The sequence below is a fragment of the Escherichia sp. TW09308 genome (assembly GCF_000208565.1).
GTDB classification, from domain to species: domain Bacteria; phylum Pseudomonadota; class Gammaproteobacteria; order Enterobacterales; family Enterobacteriaceae; genus Escherichia; species Escherichia marmotae.
In genome coordinates this window covers 676,390-696,109 of sequence record NZ_AEME01000001.1, presented here as the reverse complement: position 1 = coordinate 696,109, position 19,720 = coordinate 676,390, and the positions used below count along the sequence as shown (strand labels likewise).

The following is a 19,720-nucleotide window of genomic DNA, read 5'->3' as shown; positions in this document are numbered from 1 at the left end:
CAAATGTGGAGTATTTCTTGCTGTTACGACTACAATTTTCTCAATTGGTTAACGTATCGTGCCGTTTTGTTTTCTATAAATTTACAAATTTATTACCATAGCGATGTTTTTCCATTCTTAACCTGGCTTTTTTCATGAAGATTTTTTCCGTCCGACAGACTGTTTTATCTGCGCTGATTGTCCTTTCCCCATCCGTTTTTGCCGCTAATGAACAAACCATGATTGTGAGTGCCACACCACAGGTGGTTTCAGAGCTGGATACCCCAGCGGCGGTCAGTGTGGTTGATGGCGAAGAGATGCGCCTGGCAACACCGCGCATTAACTTGTCTGAATCACTGACCAGCGTGCCTGGTTTACAGGTACAAAACCGGCAGAACTATGCGCAGGATTTACAGTTGTCGATTCGTGGATTTGGTTCCCGCTCTACTTACGGGATCCGCGGGATTCGCCTGTATGTGGACGGCATTCCCGCCACCATGCCCGACGGGCAAGGACAAACGTCTAATATCGATTTAAGTAGCGTGCAAAACGTGGAAGTACTGCGTGGCCCCTTTTCCGCCCTCTATGGCAACGCTTCCGGTGGGGTGATGAATGTCACCACACAAACGGGGCAACAACCGTCAGGCATTGAAGCCAGCAGTTACTATGGCAGTTTTGGTAGCTGGCGTTACGGGTTGAAGGCAACGGGAGCAATGGGTGACGGCACACAGGCTGGCGATGTCGATTACACCGTTTCGACCACACGTTTTACGACCCACGGCTACCGTGACCATAGTGGTGCACAGAAAAATTTAGCCAATGCCAAATTGGGCGTACGTATTGATGATGCCAGCAAATTAAGCCTGATTTTTAATAGTGTGGATATCAAAGCAAACGACCCTGGTGGGTTGACCGAAGCAGAATGGAAAGCGGATCCGCAACAAGCTCCTCGCGCTGAACAGTACGATACACGGAAAACCATCAAGCAAACTCAGGCTGGAGTGCGTTATGAGCGTAGTCTTAGCGCCAGCGATGAGATGAGCGTGATGATGTACGCGGGTGAGCGTGAAACGACCCAGTACCAGTCAATCCCGATGGCACCACAACTTACCCCGTCACACGCAGGCGGCGTGATTACGCTGCAACGCCATTATCAGGGAATAGACAGTCGCTGGACACACCGCGGCGAACTGGGTGTTCCGTTCACTTTAACCACCGGTTTAAACTATGAAAACATGAGTGAAAACCGCAAGGGCTACAATAACTTCCGCTTGAATTACGGCATACCAGAATACGGGCAAAAAGGTGATTTGCGCCGCGACGAGCGTAATCTGATGTGGAACGTCGATCCCTATTTACAGACCCAGTGGCAACTGACTGACAAACTGTCACTGGATGCTGGCGTGCGCTATAGCTCAGTATGGTTTGATTCCAACGATTATTACATTACTCCCGGTAACGGCGATGACAGCGGAGATGCCAGTTATCACAAATGGCTGCCAGCCGGATCGTTAAAATACGCCATCACCGATGCCTGGAATATCTATCTGGCAGCGGGACGCGGCTTTGAAACGCCGACCATTAATGAACTTTCATACCGTGCTGATGGGCAAAGCGGGATGAACTTTGGTTTAAAACCGTCCACCAACGATACAATCGAAATCGGCAGTAAAACGCGTATTGGCGATGGTCTGTTTAGCCTCGCAGTGTTCCAGACCGATACTCATGATGAAATCGTTGTCGATAGCAGTAGCGGTGGGCGTACCACTTATAAAAATGCCGGGAAGACGCGTCGTCAGGGAGCCGAGCTGGCGTGGGATCAACGTTTCGCCGGAGATTTCCGCGTAAAAGCGTCGTGGACCTGGCTTGATGCAACATATCGCAGCAACGTTTGTAACGATCAGAACTGTAATGGTAACCGGATGCCAGGGATCGCCCGCAATATGGGCTTTGCGTCTTTAGGTTACGTACCAGAAGAAGGCTGGTATGCCGGTACAGAAGCGCGATATATGGGCGATATTATGGCTGATGACGAAAACACGGCAAAAGCGCCCTCTTATACTCTCGTTGGTTTGTTTACCGGCTATAAATATAATTACCGCAATATGACGGTGGATTTATTTGGTCGGGTCGATAATTTATTCGACAAAGAATATGTCGGATCGGTGATTGTTAATGAATCCAATGGCCGATATTACGAGCCAGCACCTGGACGGAATTATGGTATTGGCGTAAATCTCGCATGGCGGTTTGAATAATATTACGTGGTGGCGGTATAACACCGCCACCTGTTTTGTTAATTGTCATCCGCCACACGAATAACGACTTTGCCGAAGTTTTTACCTTCTAACAGGCCAATAAAAGTCTGTGGGGCATTTTCTAAACCGTCGGTCATTTGCTCGCGATAATGGATTTTCCCCTCTTTCACCCATTGCCCCATCTCCTGCTGGAACTCATGGATCCGGTGCCCATAATCCTGGCTGATAATAAAGCCTTGCAGACGAATACGTTTTTTCAGCACCGTGGCCATCAGCAACGGTAAACGATCCGGACCAGATGGCAATTCCGTCGCATTATAGCCGCTCACTAAGCCGCAGACAGGAATGCGCGCGGATGTATTGAGCAACGGCAACACGGCATCAAACACTTTACCGCCCACATTTTCATAATAGATATCAACACCTTTCGGACACGCCTTCGTCAGTTGTTCAGCAAAATCATCCGCATGGTGATCAAGGCAAACATCGAAACCCAGTACATCAGTAACATGGCGGCATTTTTCAGCGCCACCGGCAACACCCACCACCCGACAGCCTTTCAGTTTGCCGATTTGCCCCACCGTTGCGCCAACAGGGCCGGTTGCAGCAGCAACCACCAGCGTTTCCCCCTTTTTAGGTTGACCGATATCCAGCAAGCCCATATAAGCGGTAAAACCAGGCATCCCCAGCACACCCAGCGACCACGAAGGGTTTTGTGGCTGATCGCCAAGTTTCACCAGTTCATCACCGCTGGATATGTCGTAGTCCTGCCAGCCGCTGTAGCCCAGCACCCAGTCGCCAGGCTGGTAGTCCGGATGATTTGATTCCACCACCCGGCTCACCGTGCCGCCAACCATCACGCCACCAATATCAACCGGTGGTGAATAGGATGGCTCATCGCTCATGCGCCCGCGCATATACGGGTCCAGCGACAGATAAACTGTGCGCAGTAACACCTGACCTTCACCTGGCGTGGCAACGTCATCTTCTTCCAGACGGAAATTCTCCGGAACCGGCGCTCCATGCGGACGCGAGGCCAGAACCCAACGGCGGTTACGCTGCTTTTGTTGCCCCATAATGATCTCCTGTGCTTTTGGCATGAATCCATCAATGGTAGCAGGCTCACGTGGTTAGATGTGTTTGTATGCATCACATTCGTCCAGCAACACACAATAATTTCATTATAGATTGCGTTGCTTCCGGCTGTTTTCGATAGTATTGATAGCATCATTACTATTCGATGTTTTATAGAGGCTCGACATGTCCATCCGTTTTGCCCGCAAAGCCGATTGTGCTGCAATTGCAGAAATTTATAACCACGCCGTGTTGTATACGGCGGCTATCTGGAACGACCAAACGGTGGATGCAGATAACCGAATCGCCTGGTTTGAAGCGCGCTGGTCAGCACGGCCCGGACGGCGGAAACCACATACCGCTTCACGCAACTGGCGCTGGGACGGTACACGCTGACAGTCCGGGCGGTAAATGCGTGGGGACAGCAGGGCGATCCGGCATCGGTATCGTTCCGGATTGCCGCACCTGCAGTGCCGTCGCGGATTGAGCTGACGCCGGGCTATTTTCAGATAACCGCCACGCCGCATCTTTCCGTTTATGACCCGACGGTACAGTTTGAGTTCTGGTTCTCGGAAAAGCGGATTACCGATATCAGGCAGGTTGAAACCACAGCCCGCTATCTTGGCACGGCGCTGTACTGGATAGCCGCCAGTATCAATATCAAACCGGGCCATGATTATTATTTTTACGTTCGCAGTGTGAACACCGTTGGCAAATCGGCATTCGTGGAGGCTGTTGGTCAGCCGAGTGATGATGCATCCGGCTATCTGGATTTTTTCAAAGGCGAGATAGGGAAAACCCATCTGGCTCAGGAGCTGTGGACGCAGATTGATAACGGTCAGCTTGCGCCTGACCTGGCTGAAATCAGGACGTCCATTACGGATGTCAGCAATGAAATCACGCAGACCGTCAATAAGAAACTGGAAGACCAGAGTGCGGCAATTCAGCAGATACAGAAGGTTCAGGTTGATACAAATAATAACCTGAACAGCATGTGGGCTGTGAAGCTGCAGCAGATGCAGGACGGACGCCTTTATATCGCGGGTATTGGTGCCGGTATTGAGAACACCCCTGACGGCATGCAGAGTCAGGTGCTGCTGGCGGCGGACAGGATTGCGATGGTTAATCCTGCGAATGGCAACACAAAACCGATGTTTGTTGGTCAGGGCGATCAGATATTCATGAACGACGTGTTCCTGAAACGCCTGACGGCCCCCACCATTACCAGCGGTGGAAATCCACCGGCATTTTCCCTGACACCGGACGGAAAGCTGACTGCTAAAAATGCGGATATCAGTGGCAGTGTGAATGCGAACTCCGGGACGCTCAACAACGTCACGATTAATGAGAACTGTCAGATTAAGGGGAAACTGTCAGCCAATCAGATTGAAGGCGATATTGTCAAAACAGTGGGTAAGGCTTTCCCGCGGGACTCCCGGGCACCGGAGCGGTGGCCATCAGGGACCATTACCGTCAGGATTTATGACGATCAGCCTTTTGACAGGCAAATTGTTATTCCAGCGGTGGCATTCTGCGGCGCTAAACATGAGCGGGAGAATAACGATATTTATTCGTCATGCCGCCTGATAGTGAAGAAAAATGGTGCTGAAATTTATAACCGTACCGCGCTGGATAATACGCTGATTTACAGTGGTGTTATTGATATGCCAGCTGGTCACGGCCACATGACGCTGGAGTTTTCGGTGTCAGCATGGCTGGTAAATGACTGGTATCCCACAGCAAGTATCAGCGATTTGCTGGTTGTGGTGATGAAGAAAGCCACCGCAGGCATCAGTATCAGCTGAATTTTATAACCCATATACGGGCGCCAGAAATGGCGCCTTTTTTATTGCAGAAAAGCGAGAGGTAATTATGCGTAAAGTTTGTGCAGCCATTTTGTCCGCAGCCATCTGTCTGGCCGTATCCGGTGCGCCTGCATGGGCGTCTGAGCAGCAGGCCACACTGAGCGCAGGGTATCTTCATGCCCGTACGAACGCTCCCGGCAGCGATGATCTGAACGGGATTAACGTGAAATACCGTTATGAGTTTACGGACACGCTGGGGCTGATTACGTCATTCAGTTATGCCAACGCTGAAGATGAGCAAAAAACGCATTACAGCGATACCCGCTGGCATGAAGATTCCGTGCGTAACCGCTGGTTCAGCGTGATGGCGGGGCCGTCTGTGCGCGTGAATGAATGGTTCAGCGCGTATGCGATGGCGGGTATGGCTTACAGCCGTGTTTCGACTTTCTCCGGAGATTATATCCGCGTAACTGACAACAAGGGGAAAACGCACGATGTGCTGACCGGAAGTGATGACGGTCGCCACAGCAACACGTCTCTGGCGTGGGGAGCTGGCGTGCAGTTTAACCCGACCGAATCCGTGGCCGTTGACGTCGCTTATGAAGGCTCCGGCAGCGGTGACTGGCGTACCAACAGTTTCATCGTGGGTGTCGGTTATAAATTCTGATTAGCCAGGTAACACAGTGTTATGACAGCCCGCCGGTTCAGGCGGGCTTTTTTGTGGGGTGAATATGGCAGTAAAGATTTCAGGTGTACTGAAAGACGGCACAGGAAAACCGGTACAGAACTGCACAATCCAGCTGAAAGCAAAACGTAACAGCACCACGGTGGTGGTGAACACGCTGGCCTCAGAAAATCCGGATGAAGCCGGGCGTTACAGTATGGACGTTGAGTACGGTCAGTACAGCGTTATTCTGTTGGTGGAAGGATTCCCGCCGTCACATGCCGGGACCATCACCGTGTATGAAGATTCCCGACCCGGTACGCTGAATGATTTTCTCGGTGCCATGACGGAGGATGATGCCCGTCCGGAGGCACTGCGCCGTTTTGAGCTGATGGTGGAAGAGGTGGCGCGTAACGCGTCCGCGGTGGCACAGAACACGGCAGCCGCGAAGAAGTCAGCCGGCGATGCCGGCACATCAGCCCGTGAGGCGGCAACCCATGCGACTGATGCTGCAGGCTCAGCACGTGCAGCCAGCACATCAGCCGGGCAGGCCGCGACGTCGGCTCAGTCAGCGTCTTCCAGCGCAGGAACGGCATCAACAAAGGCTACTGAAGCATCAAAAAGTGCTGCCGCTGCAGAGTCCTCAAAAAGCGCGGCAGCTACCAGTGCCGGTGCGGCGAAAACGTCAGAAACGAATGCGGCAGCGTCACAAAAATCTGCAGCCACTTCTGCATCCGCAGCGACCACAAAGGCGTCAGAAGCTGCCACCTCAGCCCGGGATGCGGCGGCCTCAAAAGAGGCAGCGAAATCATCAGAAACGAACGCATCATCAAGCGCCAGTAGTGCCGCTTCCTCGGCAACGGCGGCAGGAAATTCCGCGAAGGCGGCAAAGACGTCCGAGACGAACGCCAGGTCTTCTGAAACGGCAGCGGGACAGAGTGCCTCAGCTGCGGCAGGCTCAAAAACAGCGGCAGCATCATCTGCCAGTGCCGCGTCAACAAGTGCCGGGCAGGCCTCAGCCAGTGCCACCGCTGCCGGAAAGTCGGCAGAAAGTGCCGCCTCGTCTGCTTCAACAGCCACAACGAAGGCTGGCGAAGCCACTGAACAGGCCAGTGCAGCAGCGAGGTCTGCTTCCGCAGCGAAGACATCCGAGACGAACGCGAAAGCGTCGGAAACCAGCGCAGAATCCTCAAAAACGGCTGCCGCATCGTCCGCCAGTTCGGCGGCGTCATCGGCATCATCGGCGTCAGCTTCAAAAGATGAGGCGACCAGACAGGCGTCAGCAGCGAAGGGCAGCGCCACACAGCATCCACGAAGGCGACAGAGGCAGCTGGCAGTGCGACGGCGGCAGCACAGAGCAAAAGTACGGCGGAATCCGCGGCAACGCGCGCCGAGACAGCAGCTAAACGGGCAGAGGATATTGCATCCGCCGTGGCGCTTGAGGATGCAAGTACGACGAAAAAGGGGATAGTACAGCTCAGCAGTGCGACCAACAGTACGTCTGAAACGCTGGCGGCAACGCCAAAGGCAGTAAAATCAGCCTATGACAATGCAGAGAAACGTCTGCAGAAAGACCAGAACGGCGCTGATATACCCGATAAGGGACGCTTCCTGAACAACATTAACGCGGTCAGTAAAACAGACTTTGCTGATAAGCGTGGTATGCGTTATGTGCGGGTTAACGCTCCTGCAGGTGCAACATCTGGAAAATATTACCCTGTTGTTGTTATGCGTTCTGCTGGCTCAGTAAGCGAACTGGCATCAAGGGTCATTATCACCACGGCACCGCGAACCGCAGGCGATCCGATGAATAACTGCGAGTTTAACGGATTTGTTATGCCTGGTGGCTGGACTGACAGGGGGCGTTATGCTTATGGAATGTTCTGGCAATATCAAAACAATGAACGAGCCATCCACTCAATAATGATGAGTAATAAGGGCGATGATTTGCGCTCTGTGTTCTATGTTGATGGCGCTGCTTTCCCTGTTTTTGCGTTTATCGAAGATGGCCTGTCAATATCCGCACCTGGTGCTGATCTCGTTGTTAATGATACGACCTATAAGTTTGGGGCAACAAATCCAGCGACTGAATGTATCGCGGCGGACGTTATCCTTGATTTTAAGAGTGGGCGTGGTTTTTATGAGTCTCATTCGTTAATCGTTAACGATAACTTGTCGTGCAAAAAACTTTTTGCCACAGACGAAATTGTAGCGCGTGGTGGTAATCAGATTCGAATGATAGGTGGGGAGTATGGTGCATTATGGCGTAATGATGGCGCTAAAACTTACCTGCTGCTTACCAATCAAGGTGATGTTTATGGTGGCTGGAATACATTAAGACCGTTTGCTATTGATAACGCAACCGGCGAACTGGTTATTGGAACCAAACTGTCCGCAAGTCTGAACGGTAATGCATTAACAGCAACAAAGCTGCAAACGCCAAGACTGGTTTCTGGTGTTGAGTTTGATGGTTCCAAAGATATTACTTTAACCGCCGCGCATGTGGCTGCTTTTGCCAGAAGGGCAACGGATACATATGCCGATGCGGATGGTGGCGTTCCCTGGAATGCCGAATCAGGCGCTTACAATGTCACCCGCTCTGGCAACAGCTATATTCTGGTTAACTTCTATACCGGAGTCGGAAGTTGCCGGACATTGCAGATGAAGGCGCATTACAGAAATGGAGGTCTGTTCTACCGTTCCTCAAGAGATGGCTATGGTTTTGAGGAAGACTGGGCAGAAGTTTATACCTCGAAAAATCTTCCACCAGAAAGCTACCCAGTCGGTGCACCAATCCCGTGGCCATCAGATACCGTTCCGTCTGGTTATGCCCTGATGCAGGGGCAGACTTTTGACAAATCTGCATACCCGAAACTTGCAGTTGCTTATCCGTCAGGCGTGATCCCTGATATGCGTGGCTGGACGATTAAGGGCAAGCCCGCCAGTGGTCGGGCCGTATTATCTCAGGAACAGGACGGCATTAAATCGCACACCCACAGCGCCAGCGCATCCAGTACGGATTTGGGGACGAAAACCACATCGTCGTTTGATTACGGAACCAAATCCACGAATAACACCGGGGCGCATACCCATAGTATTAGCGGGACCGCAAATAGTGCCGGTGCGCACCAACACAAGAGTTCCGGTGCATTTGGTGGCACGAACACGAGCATTTTCCCTAATGGTTATACCGCGATTTCAAATCTAAGCGCGGGGATTATGAGCACAACAAGCGGTAGTGGCCAGACTCGTAATGCAGGGAAGACATCATCAGATGGTGCTCATACCCACTCGCTGTCCGGCACTGCTGCAAGCGCAGGCGCGCATGCACATACTGTCGGTATTGGTGCTCATACGCACTCCGTTGCGATTGGTTCACATGGACACACCATCACCGTTAACGCTGCTGGTAACGCGGAAAACACCGTCAAAAACATCGCATTTAACTATATTGTGAGGCTTGCATAATGGCATTCAGAATGAGTGAAAAACCACGGACCATAAAAATTTATAATCTGCTGGCCGGAACTAATGAATTTATTGGTGAAGGTGATGCATATATTCCGCCTCATACAGGTCTGCCAGCAAACAGTACCGATATTGCACCGCCAGATATTCCGGCAGGCTTCGTGGCTGTTTTCAACAGTGATGAGGCATCGTGGCATCTCGTTGAAGATCATCGGGGTAAAACGGTTTATGACGTGGCTTCCGGCGACGCGTTATTTATTTCTGAACTCGGTCCGTTACCGGAAAATGTTACCTGGTTATCGCCGGGAGGGGAATATCAGAAGTGGAACGGCACAGCCTGGGTGAAGGATACGGAAGCAGAAAAACTGTTCCGGATCCGGGAGGCGGAAGAAAAAAAAACAGCCTGATGCAGGTAGCCAGTGAGCATATTGCGCCACTTCAGGATGCTGTAGATCTGGAAATCGCAACGGAGGAAGAAACCTCATTGCTGGAAGCCTGGAAAAAGTATCGGGTGTTGCTGAACCGTGTTGATACATCAACTGCACCTGATATTGAGTGGCCTACGAACCCTGTCAGGGAGTAATCATTGGGATTATGCCGCAGAAACGTTGTATGCAATAACGTTCTGCGGTTGGCTGATGCACTTTCGAGAGTGCATGTATTGAATTATTTCCAGCTATTATCGATTTTACGTATTTTTTGCATGAGAGAATTTGTACCTCCTCCCAACAACGACCTTCCATGACTTTCCGGACTTCTGTGGGCCAGCGGACGATGCTGTCCTCGGATGTTGTGCTAATTGGGTGATGACAAATCCTGTGTATGGGTGTTTCCCTTTGTGCGTGCGTTGATGCTGGTAACGGTGAACGTCATGATGAACACAACCGCGAATAAGACGACAATCGTCGGAGCTGGTGCACTGTCGATAAAAAAGGACAACCAGACACCAGTCATTGACACTATTACCGATATGCCAATCGCCAGTAGGAGCGCAATATGAAAGCGTTGTGTCAGGAGTACCGCAATGGCGCCAGGCGCAATGAGCAGAGAAATGGAGAGAATGATACCTACCGCTTTCAGCGTCGCCACAATGGTCAGAGAGACCATGCACAGCAGCCCATAATGCAGACATCTCGTATGCAAACCGCTTACCTGCGCCTGTTGATAATCAAAGCTGAACAGCAAAAAATCCCGCCATTTTACGCTAATAACAAGTGTAACCAGCCCGGCAATAATCACCGTCTGGATTATATCGCCGATGGTTACCCCGAGCATGTCGCCGAAAAGAATATGGTCAAGATGTACGTCTGGTTTGACTGCAATATACAAGATCAGACCTGCGGCAAACATGCCAGAAAAAACAATCCCCATCACTGTATCTTGCTTGATTCGGCTGTTGTCTTTCAGGTATCCCGTCGCCACCGCGCAGAATACTCCGGCGACGAATGCCCCTGTAGCCAGAGGTAACCTCAGAATCCAGGCAAGCACAATACCAGGAAAAACCGCATGACTCATCGCGTCACCCATCAGTGCCCAACCTTTCAGGACCAGAAAGACCGACAGCAGCGCACAGGGTATGGAAACTACCAGTGAAATCAGCAGTGCGTGACTCATAAAGGTGAACTGCAGTGGCTCCAGTAATAATGCCATCATGAGCGATCCTCCAGCGCTTTATGCGCACGCCGACGATTTGCCAAAAGCCCATGGGTGGGCGCAAATACAAATGCTAAAAGAAACAGCAGTGTCTGCGCCACCACGATGATTCCACCTGTCGCGCCGTCCAGAAAGTAACTGACCCACGCGCCGAGGAAACTGGTTACACTGCCAATAGTTACAGCAATTATGAGCAGGCGGGGAAAACGATCGGTTAACAACCATGCTGTTGCACCGGGAGTCACCACCAGACAGATCACCAGAAAGGCACCAACCGTTTGCAGCGCCGCAACGGTCGAAACTGACAGCAGGGTGAAGAAGAGGATTTTTAATCTGCCCGGATGCAATCCAATAGCACGGGCGTGATTCTCGTCGAAAAAGGTCACCATAAGATCTTTCCATTTGAAAAAAAGCACGATGATCGAGAGAATGCCAATGATAGTGAGTTGCAGGATATCCGCCGGATCGATTGCCAGAATATTGCCCAGGACGATGGTCTGAATGTTCACGGATGTCGGGTTCAATGACACCATAAACAGCCCCAGGCCAAAAAAGGAGGAGAAGATCAGGCCGATGATGGCATCTTCTTTTAAGCGAGTGCGTTGGTTAAGAAACAGCATGCTGCCCGCTGCCAGTCCGCCGGAAAAGAAGGCTCCCAGAGAAAACGGAAGCCCCAGCATATATGCCCCCGCAACACCCGGGACAATAGAGTGCGACAGCGCATCGCCAATCAGCGACCAGCCTTTTAGCATCAGATAGCATGACAGGAAAGCGCAGAGACCGCCGACCATCGCCGAGACCCACATCGCATTGAGCATATATTCATAGCTGAAGGGTTCCAGTAGCACGTTCATCTTGCTTCCCTCTGCACCGCTGACGGTCGATGTGCCACAAAAGGGTGTTCATCGTCAGTAATAATGCTTTCTTCCGAGCCGTTAAGTGTGACATGGCGCAGTACGCCGCTAAAAGCCAGCTCCAGGTTCTCGGCTGTAAAAGTGGTGTCTGTCGGCCCGCTTGCCAGGACGGTGCCTTTGACCATGACCGTATAATCGCAAAATGTCGTGACTGAGCCGAGATTGTGCGTTGAGACAAGCATCGTCTTGCCTTCCGCGCGTAACTCCCTCAACAGGCTGATGATTTTCGCTTCGGTTTTCACATCAACGCCGGTAAAAGGTTCATCCAGCAGGATCACATCACCCTGCTGTGCAATCGCTCTCGCCAGAAAGACGCGTTTCTTTTGTCCACCGGAAAGCTCGCCGATTTGTCGATGGCGAAAATCCACCATATCGACACGTTCCAGCGCATCGGTGACAATCTGACGATCCCTCTTTTTGGCTATACGCAACATACCCATGTGCCCATAGCGGCCCATCATCACCACATCTTCCACTAGTACAGGAAATGACCAGTCAACCTCTTCTGACTGAGGGACGTAGGCAACCAGGTTTTTCTGTAGCGCCTGTCGCGTGGGAATACCCAGAACAGATATCTTTCCGCTGGTCAGACGCACAAATCCCATAATCGCTTTAAACAACGTCGATTTTCCGGAACCGTTTACCCCAACCAGAGCGGCAATAGATCCACTTGGTACTGTGAAGGATGCATCGCGCAGTGCTGTGTGCCCGTTACGCCAGGTGACAGTAACATCATTAACGACAATGCCCGCAGATTGCATCATTATTTCTCCCTTTTCCCAGCTTTAATTCCCTGTACCAGCGTACTGGTAGTAACCTTCAGAAGGTCGATATACGTAGGTACCGGGCCGTTTTCTGTGCTCAGGGAATCGACATAGAGTACACCGCCGTAGTGCGCGCCGGTTTCACGCGCAACCTGACGCGCGGGTTTATCGGAAATCGTACTCTCGCTAAAGACTGCCGGGATATGATTTTTCTTCACCATATCAACAACCTTACGTACCTGCTGCGGCGTGCCTTGTTGATCGGCATTAATCGGCCACAGATAAAGCTCTTTTAGCCCCAAATCGCGTGCGAGATAAGAAAAAGCCCCTTCACTGGTGACCATCCATCGCTGATTCTCAGGGAGTTCAGCAATCTGCTTACGCAGGGGGGCAAGGGTTTGGGTAATCTTGGCTTTATAAGTATCGGCATTACGTTGGTAGGTTTGTGCATTTGCCGGATCGTATTTTATCAACGCATCACGAATATTATCGACGTAAATCAGAGCATTATCTGGCGACATCCAGGCATGGGGGTTAGGTTTGCCCTCATAGGGGCCTTCAGTGATCCCTACTGGCGTCACACCCGAAGAGACAATTACTTCTGGAACCCCATTAAGATGCTGGTAAAAGCGTTGGAACCACAATTCCAGATTCATACCATTGGCGAGAATCAGTTGTGCCCCCTGCGCACGTTTAATATCGCCAGGGGTAGGCTGATACTCATGAATTTCTGCACCGGGCTTGGTTATGGATGAGACTTCTGCAGCATCTCCAGCCACGTTTTTGGCCATATCTGCGATGATGGTAAATGTTGTAATGACCTTGAATTTTTCAGTTGCACTCGCCTGAAATGCGATCGAGCAGGTGAGGGCGAGGCACCCCAAGAGCATGGTTACTTTTTTTATTGAGTACATAATTTAGTACCTATAGTGAGCAAAATTAGAACAAACATAGCAACGGCTATGTTTTATAGCATAAGCAATACAAAATGAAAATGATTATCATTAGCAATTTTAGATCCGAACCGGGATTAGGTTGTTTCCTGCTGGCGACGTGGTACTGAGGAAAAAAGTAGGGCACCTATTAGGCTTTGAAATGACTTGATGAGGAAAATTGTTGATGGCAAAAATGGGGCAAAGCGCTGCAAAAGGGGCAAAAAAGGGGCAAAAAAAGAGTGGGTTATCGTAGCTTATTGTTGTCGCTGATGATATTTAACACATTGAAAAATAAGTAAAATACTTATGAGTCAGAGAGTTGTGATTTTTGCCCTTACTTGTTCAGGTTGTATTGTTCTTTCTTACTAATTTCTTGATTTTGCAACATTTAATAGTAGCTCAATTCATTATATGGCATCAGAAGAGTATGCATCATGCCGGGATATCCGACAGCAGAAGTCTGATATAAAAACAGTGGCGTGTATGGTACGGATTAGAGGGGAAAATGTCAGCACATTTGCGAAATGAATCAAAAAGCCCGCAGCGACGTGCGGGCGTTAGTTATTAGCGCACGACCAGCACTGAACACTCTGCATGACGTACTACGGCAGCGGCGTTAGAGCCGAGCAGGTAGGTGGTAATATCCGGTCGATGGGAGGCAATGATGATCATATGAGCAGGGATCTTTTTCGCCATTTCCAGAATGCGGTCTTTTGGCGAACCTTCTTCAACATGGATATGCACTCTGTCAGTCGGCAGTTTGAATTTTTTAATGACTTCTTCCAGTTGCGATTTGGCTTCCGCTTTCAGGTCATCCATTGCCGGTAACTCTGCGGAATACGCTAAACCCAGAGAGGCATAGTAGGGCAGCGAAGGTATTACTGTCAGGAAATGAACCTCTGCATCATCAATTTTTGCCTCGGCTTCAACGTGACTAATCACGCGTTGAGTTAATTCTGAGTCGGAAATATCGATAGGGACAAGAATCGTTCTGTTCATAAAACCTCCTGTTTTAGTATCCGCATAAAGTGTAACGCCAGATGACACTTTTTGTGTAATGACGGAGTTCACATTTTTAATTTAGATTAAGCAGGATTCAATAAGTAGAAAAAGCCCGCCAGAGAGGCGGGCAGGCAGGATTAGAACTGATAAACCAGACCTAAAGCGACAATATCATCGGTAGAGATACCGTTGGCAGCGTAGAAGCTGTCATCTTCATCCAACAGGTTAATTTTATAGTCAACATAGGTTGACATATTTTTGTTGAAATAATATGTCGCGCCAACATCTGCGTATTTGACCAGATCTTTATCGTCAACACCGGCTGGATTATCAACACCACCAGCAGCGTTCAGGTCACGCCCTTTAGACATCAGGAAAGACACTGCCGGACGCAGGCCAAAGTCAAACTGATATTGGGCGGTGACTTCAAAGTTCTGGGTCTTGTTCGCAACGGCGTAATCACTGTTGCCAAATGGCGTCATATTACGTGTTTCGGAATACATGGTTGCCAGGTAGATGTTGTTAGCATCATATTTTAACCCGGCAGTCCACGCATCGGCTTTATCGCCACCCGCCACAGTATGATTAACCTGATCATTGGTGCGGTCTGAGGAGGTGTATGCTGCACCCGCACTAAAGCCCATACCTAAATCGTAGGTTGTGGAAAGACCCCAGCCGTCGCCATTTTCATGACGAACATCACGTCCGTTATTCGTACCTTCCTGACCATTGCTCGCGCCTTCGTTGTTACCCTGATATTGCAAAGCGAAGTTCAGGCCATTAACCAGACCGAAGAAATCAGAATTACGATAAGTTGCTACGCCATTAGCACGACCGGTCATAAAGTTGTCCGCATTCGTGTAGGAGTCACCGCCAAATTCTGGCAGCATATCGGTCCAGCCTTCTATATCGTACATTACGCCGTAATTACGTCCGTAATCGAAAGAACCGTAATCAGCAAATTTCAACCCGGCGAATGCCAGACGAGTCCAGGATTGATTTTTTGAGGATTCAGTATTGTTTGCCTGAATATTGTATTCCCACTGACCATAACCAGTGAGTTGATCGTTAATTTGTGTTTCGCCTTTAAAACCAAGACGTGCATAGCTCTGATCGCCATCTTTCGCTGAACTATCAGAAAAATAATGTAGACCATCAACTTTGCCATAAAGATCCAATTTATTGCCGTCTTTATTATAAATTTCTGCCGCATGAGCAGCTCCTGCGGAGAGCAGGGCAGGAATTAAGAGTGCCAGTACTTTGCTTTTCATTGAAAAAATCCTTTAGTTATTTTATTTGCCTTTCTTTCCCTGTTCGGGAAGTGAAAACATCCTAAAGGAAAAGTTCCATTAGCCGATAAGTATCATTTGTTACGTCTTAAGTAAAACCTTAATCAAATAATTCTTGAGAAATGACAATAAGTTTGATGAATGTTTTAGTGGTGATATATATAAAATAAAAATTATACATTTAAAAAGTGATGCGTTATTCTGCGCGGGTTATATGCCTTTATTGTCACAGATATTATTTTCTGTTGGGGCATTGCTACGATTACTTATTTCCCAACAAATAAAAAGACAAGCCCGAACTTTCATTCGGGCTTTTTTTTGTTCAGGATAATCCTTACCCTGTTACTCTACTCGGTGCCACTTTTATCCGTTTTCCCCGCCATTTGCGCGAGGAAATCATAGCGTTTTTGCAGATCGGCTGCGGCATCTTTCCATAACTGTTCCGCCACTTCTGGCTGTTGCGAATTCAGACGGCGGAAACGTTGTTCATGGAGCAATGTTTCTTCCAGAGCCTCTGATGGTGGACGTGAATCCAGCGCCAGTGGCAGTTTGCCTTCATCGGCACGACGTGGATCAAAGCGATACAGCGGCCAGAAGCCGGTTGCGGTGAGTTGGCGCATCTGGTCGTGACTCAATGCCAGGTCATAACCGTGCTCTTCACATGGACTGTAAGCAATGATCAGTGACGGCCCTGGATACGCTTCCGCTTCCTGAATCGCTTTCACTGTCTGGTTCAGTTGCGCACCGAGAGAAATCTGCGCCACATAAACATGACCGTACATCATCATACTGACGCCGAGGTCTTTACGCGCTTTGCGTTTGCCGTGTTCACCAAACTTCGTTACTGCACCAAGAGGGGTTGCTTTCGACGCCTGACCGCCGGTATTGGAATAGCATTGCGTATCCAGTACCAGAATGTTGACGTTTTCCGTCAGACTTAATACATGATCCAAACCACCGAAGCCGATATCGTAAGCCCAGCCGTCGCCACCAATCAGCCATATTGATTTTTCCACCAGCGCATCAGCGTCGCGCAGCAGTTCATGAGCTTCAGCGATATCCTTTAGTTGCTGGCGCAACGCGGCAACCTGTTCGCGACGAACCTCTGGCGTGGCATCTGATTTCAACGCTGCCAGTAACTCCGCCGGGATTTTATCGGCAAACTGATCCAGCAGACGCAAAACACGGACACGATGCTGATCGACCGTCAGGCGGAAGCCCAGGCCAAATTCGGCATTATCTTCAAACAGTGAGTTCGCCCAGGCCGGACCACGACCGTTTGCATCAGTGGTATACGGTGTGGATGGCAGGTTACCGCCATAAATCGACGAACATCCGGTGGCGTTAGCGATCAACATTCGATCGCCATAGAGCTGAGTAAGCAATTTGATATACGGCGTCTCGCCACAACCGGAACAAGCACCAGAATATTCAAACAGCGGTGTGATCAATTGCGATGTACGAATATCAATACGTTCCAGTTTACTGCGGTCGATTTCTGGTAAGTTGAGGAAGAAGTCATAATTGATTTTCTCTTCTTCCACATGCTCCAGACGCGACATCATATTGATGGCTTTGATATCAGGATCCTGACGGTCTTTCGCCGGGCAAACTTCAACGCACAGATTACAGCCGGTGCAATCTTCCGGTGCGACCTGCAACACATACTTCTGCCCGCGCATATCGCGCGATTTCACATCCAGCGAATGCAGGCTGGCAGGGGCGTTTTCCATTGCTTCCGGCGGAACCACTTTTGCGCGAATAGCGGAGTGTGGGCAGGCGGCGACACAGTGGTTACATTGGGTACAGAGTTCCTCTTTCCAGATGGGGATCTCTTCGGCAATATTGCGTTTTTCCCAACGCGTTGTGCCCATTGGCCATGTGCCGTCTGGTGGTAGCGCCGAAACGGGGAGGGCATCGCCAAGTCCGGCGAGCATTGCAGCGGTGACGGTTTTAACGAAATCAGGCGCTGCATCGGAAACCACCGGTGGCCGATTCGCACTGTGCGGATTTACCGGTTGCAACGGGACTTCTTCCACGGATTCACGCGCCAGCGCCAGTGCCTGCCAGTTGCGTTCCACCAGATCCTGACCTTTGCTGCTGTAGCTTTTGGCAATTGCGCCCTGCAATTCAGCCAGGGCACTGTCGCCAGGCAGAATTTGCGTCAGGTGGAAAAAGGCCATCTGCATTACGGTGTTAATGCGCGCTGCCAGTCCACATTCACGGGCAATTTTCGCTGCATTAATCACATAAAAGCGAGCTTTCTTCTGATTCAACACCGCCTGAACTTCTTGCGGCAGCCGCGACCAGACTTCTTCGGCACTGTACGGAGTATTAAGCAGGAAAATACCGCCAGGTTTCAGGCGTTCTGCCATCTGATATTTGTCGATAAACTGCAACTGGTGGCAGCCAACAAAGTCAGCTTGTGAAATCAGATACGCGGATCGAATTGGATGCTCGCTCACACGCAGGTGAGAAACTGTCAGACCACCGGCCTTTTTGGAATCGTATACAAAATACCCCTGTGCATACCACGGGGTGGAATTACCGATAATCTTGATATTGTTTTTGGTCGCGGAAACGCTGCCGTCACTGCCCAGACCGTAAAACAGGGCTTCCAGCTTCGCGGAGTTTGGCAGGGTATTTTCTGGCAATGGCAGTGACAGATTGGTCACATCATCATAAATACCCACGGTAAATCGTGGTTTTGGTTTGGCTGTGTTAAGTTCGGCAAATACTGCCAGCACACAGTCCGGGCCAAACTCTTTGGAAGACAGACCATAGCGCCCACCAATGACGCGAGGCAATGCCTCACGCTCGCCATTATTAAAGGCTTCTGCCAGCGCGGTCATCACATCCAAATAGAGTGGTTCTGCCTGGGCACCCGGCTCTTTGGTGCGATCCAACACCGCTACGCTGCGTACGGACTCCGGTAGTGCTTGTAGTAAGTGTTTGGCGGAAAACGGACGATATAGTCGAACTTTCAGCACCCCAACTTTTTCGCCACGGGTCAGCAATTCGTCTACCACTTCTTCACAGGTGCCAATAGCAGAACCCATCAGGATTATCACCCGTTCTGCCTGTGGATGACCGTAATACTCAAAAGGCTGATACTGACGACCCGTAGCGGCGGCGAAATCATTCATTGCCTGTTCAACATGGTCGTAAACTGCGTTGTACCATGGGTTAGTTGCTTCACGAGACTGGAAGTAAGTGTCAGGATTGGCGGATGTACCGCGGATCACCGGATGTTCCGGATTCAGCGCACGGGCGCGATGAGCATCAATTTCTGCCTGCGGTATCAGTTCAAGAATAGTGTCGTCGGCCAGTGGAACGATTTTGTTGATCTCGTGGGAAGTACGGAAACCATCAAAGAAATGAATAAATGGCACACGGCTTTTTAGTGTCGCGATTTGCGAAATGAGGGCGAAATCTTGCGCTTCCTGAACGTTTGCCGCACACAACATGGCGCAACCGGTCTGGCGCACCGCCATCACATCTGAATGATCGCCAAAAATAGAGAGCGCATGAGTAGCGACGGTTCGCGCCGCCACATGCAGTACAAACGGTGTCAGTTCGCCCGCCAGTTTGTACAATGTCGGAATCATCAGCAACAAACCCTGCGATGATGTAAACGATGTAGAGAGTGCGCCCGTTTGCAAAGCGCCATGCACAGTCGCGATAGCGCCAGCTTCGGACTGCATTTCAACTACGCGAGGTGTATCTCCCCACACGTTTTTCAAGCCGTTTCCGGCCCAGGCATCAGCCTGTTCTGCCATCGTGGAACTCGGGGTAATAGGGTAGATGGCGATAACTTCACTGGTGCGAAATGCCACCGAAGCTACCGCGCCATTACCGTCAATTGTGATCATACGACACCCTTACATTGCGCAAATGAGGGGCACACGAAAAAGC

At 50.3% G+C, this 19,720-nt stretch carries 10 protein-coding genes and 4 pseudogenes; 6 read left to right on the top strand and 8 right to left on the bottom strand.

All coding sequences use genetic code 11. From position 1 onward, the window contains the following. The first annotated feature begins 134 nt into the window (after window positions 1-134). A complete protein-coding gene (pqqU, locus tag ESM_RS0103520; protein ID WP_000689392.1) occupies window positions 135-2,237 on the top strand; it encodes a TonB-dependent receptor PqqU in 2,103 nt (700 codons plus the stop codon). Between the two features lie 38 nt (window positions 2,238-2,275). Here the strand turns inward: pqqU and curA are convergent, their stop codons facing one another. Next, the gene (gene curA, locus ESM_RS0103515; protein WP_000531458.1) at window positions 2,276-3,313 is read right to left on the bottom strand and encodes an NADPH-dependent curcumin/dihydrocurcumin reductase; all 1,038 of its coding nucleotides are present in this window, start codon (window positions 3,311-3,313) and stop codon (window positions 2,276-2,278) included. A gap of 184 nt (window positions 3,314-3,497) precedes the next feature. On the opposite strand from curA, the pseudogene ESM_RS1000000127595 reads away from it, so the two are divergent. From ESM_RS1000000127595 to ESM_RS1000000126205, 5 genes and pseudogenes are all read left to right on the top strand, one after another. Continuing rightward, window positions 3,498-3,635: pseudogene (locus ESM_RS1000000127595) on the top strand (GNAT family N-acetyltransferase); the annotation flags it as partial. Further along, window positions 3,635-5,116: pseudogene (locus tag ESM_RS1000000129610) on the top strand (phage tail tip domain-containing protein); the annotation flags it as partial. The pseudogenes ESM_RS1000000127595 and ESM_RS1000000129610, both read left to right, overlap by 1 nt. 67 nt (window positions 5,117-5,183) lie before the next feature. Then, on the top strand, window positions 5,184-5,783 hold the full coding sequence (locus ESM_RS0103500) for an Ail/Lom family outer membrane beta-barrel protein (RefSeq protein WP_001233110.1): 600 nt from the start codon (window positions 5,184-5,186) through the stop codon (window positions 5,781-5,783). 64 nt (window positions 5,784-5,847) lie between these two features. Further along, window positions 5,848-9,248: pseudogene (locus ESM_RS1000000128995) on the top strand (prophage tail fiber N-terminal domain-containing protein). Then, window positions 9,248-9,831 (top strand): annotated as a pseudogene (locus ESM_RS1000000126205) (tail fiber assembly protein). The pseudogenes ESM_RS1000000128995 and ESM_RS1000000126205 overlap by 1 nt, the downstream one beginning before the upstream one ends. Before the next feature lie 212 nt (window positions 9,832-10,043). On the opposite strand, the gene sitD reads toward ESM_RS1000000126205, so the two are convergent. The 7 genes from sitD to nifJ form a co-directional block, all read right to left on the bottom strand. Beyond that, window positions 10,044-10,901, bottom strand: a complete 858-nt coding sequence (gene sitD, locus ESM_RS0103480) for an iron/manganese ABC transporter permease subunit SitD (RefSeq protein ID WP_000968131.1) — start codon at window positions 10,899-10,901, stop codon at window positions 10,044-10,046. Then, the gene (sitC, locus tag ESM_RS0103475) at window positions 10,898-11,755 is read right to left on the bottom strand and encodes an iron/manganese ABC transporter permease subunit SitC (RefSeq protein ID WP_001101728.1); all 858 of its coding nucleotides are present in this window, start codon (window positions 11,753-11,755) and stop codon (window positions 10,898-10,900) included. Before sitC ends, sitD begins: the two co-directional genes overlap by 4 nt. Beyond that, complete coding sequence (gene sitB / locus ESM_RS0103470; protein ID WP_000983721.1) at window positions 11,752-12,579, bottom strand: iron/manganese ABC transporter ATP-binding protein SitB; 828 nt, start codon at window positions 12,577-12,579, stop codon at window positions 11,752-11,754. Before sitB ends, sitC begins: the two co-directional genes overlap by 4 nt. Then, entirely contained in the window at window positions 12,579-13,493 is a 915-nt protein-coding gene (sitA, locus tag ESM_RS0103465) for an iron/manganese ABC transporter substrate-binding protein SitA (protein WP_000286867.1), read from the bottom strand. Before sitA ends, sitB begins: the two co-directional genes overlap by 1 nt. Window positions 13,494-14,078: 585 nt before the next feature. Continuing rightward, on the bottom strand, window positions 14,079-14,513 hold the full coding sequence (uspF, locus tag ESM_RS0103460; RefSeq protein ID WP_010376343.1) for a universal stress protein UspF: 435 nt from the start codon (window positions 14,511-14,513) through the stop codon (window positions 14,079-14,081). A gap of 140 nt (window positions 14,514-14,653) precedes the next feature. After that, window positions 14,654-15,787: a porin OmpN gene (gene ompN, locus ESM_RS0103455; protein ID WP_000837952.1), complete on the bottom strand. Its 1,134-nt coding sequence runs from the start codon at window positions 15,785-15,787 to the stop codon at window positions 14,654-14,656. A 365-nt stretch (window positions 15,788-16,152) separates the two neighbouring features. Beyond that, window positions 16,153-19,677: a pyruvate:ferredoxin (flavodoxin) oxidoreductase gene (gene nifJ / locus ESM_RS0103450; protein WP_000628247.1), complete on the bottom strand. Its 3,525-nt coding sequence runs from the start codon at window positions 19,675-19,677 to the stop codon at window positions 16,153-16,155. Between the last annotated feature and the right edge of the window lie 43 nt (window positions 19,678-19,720).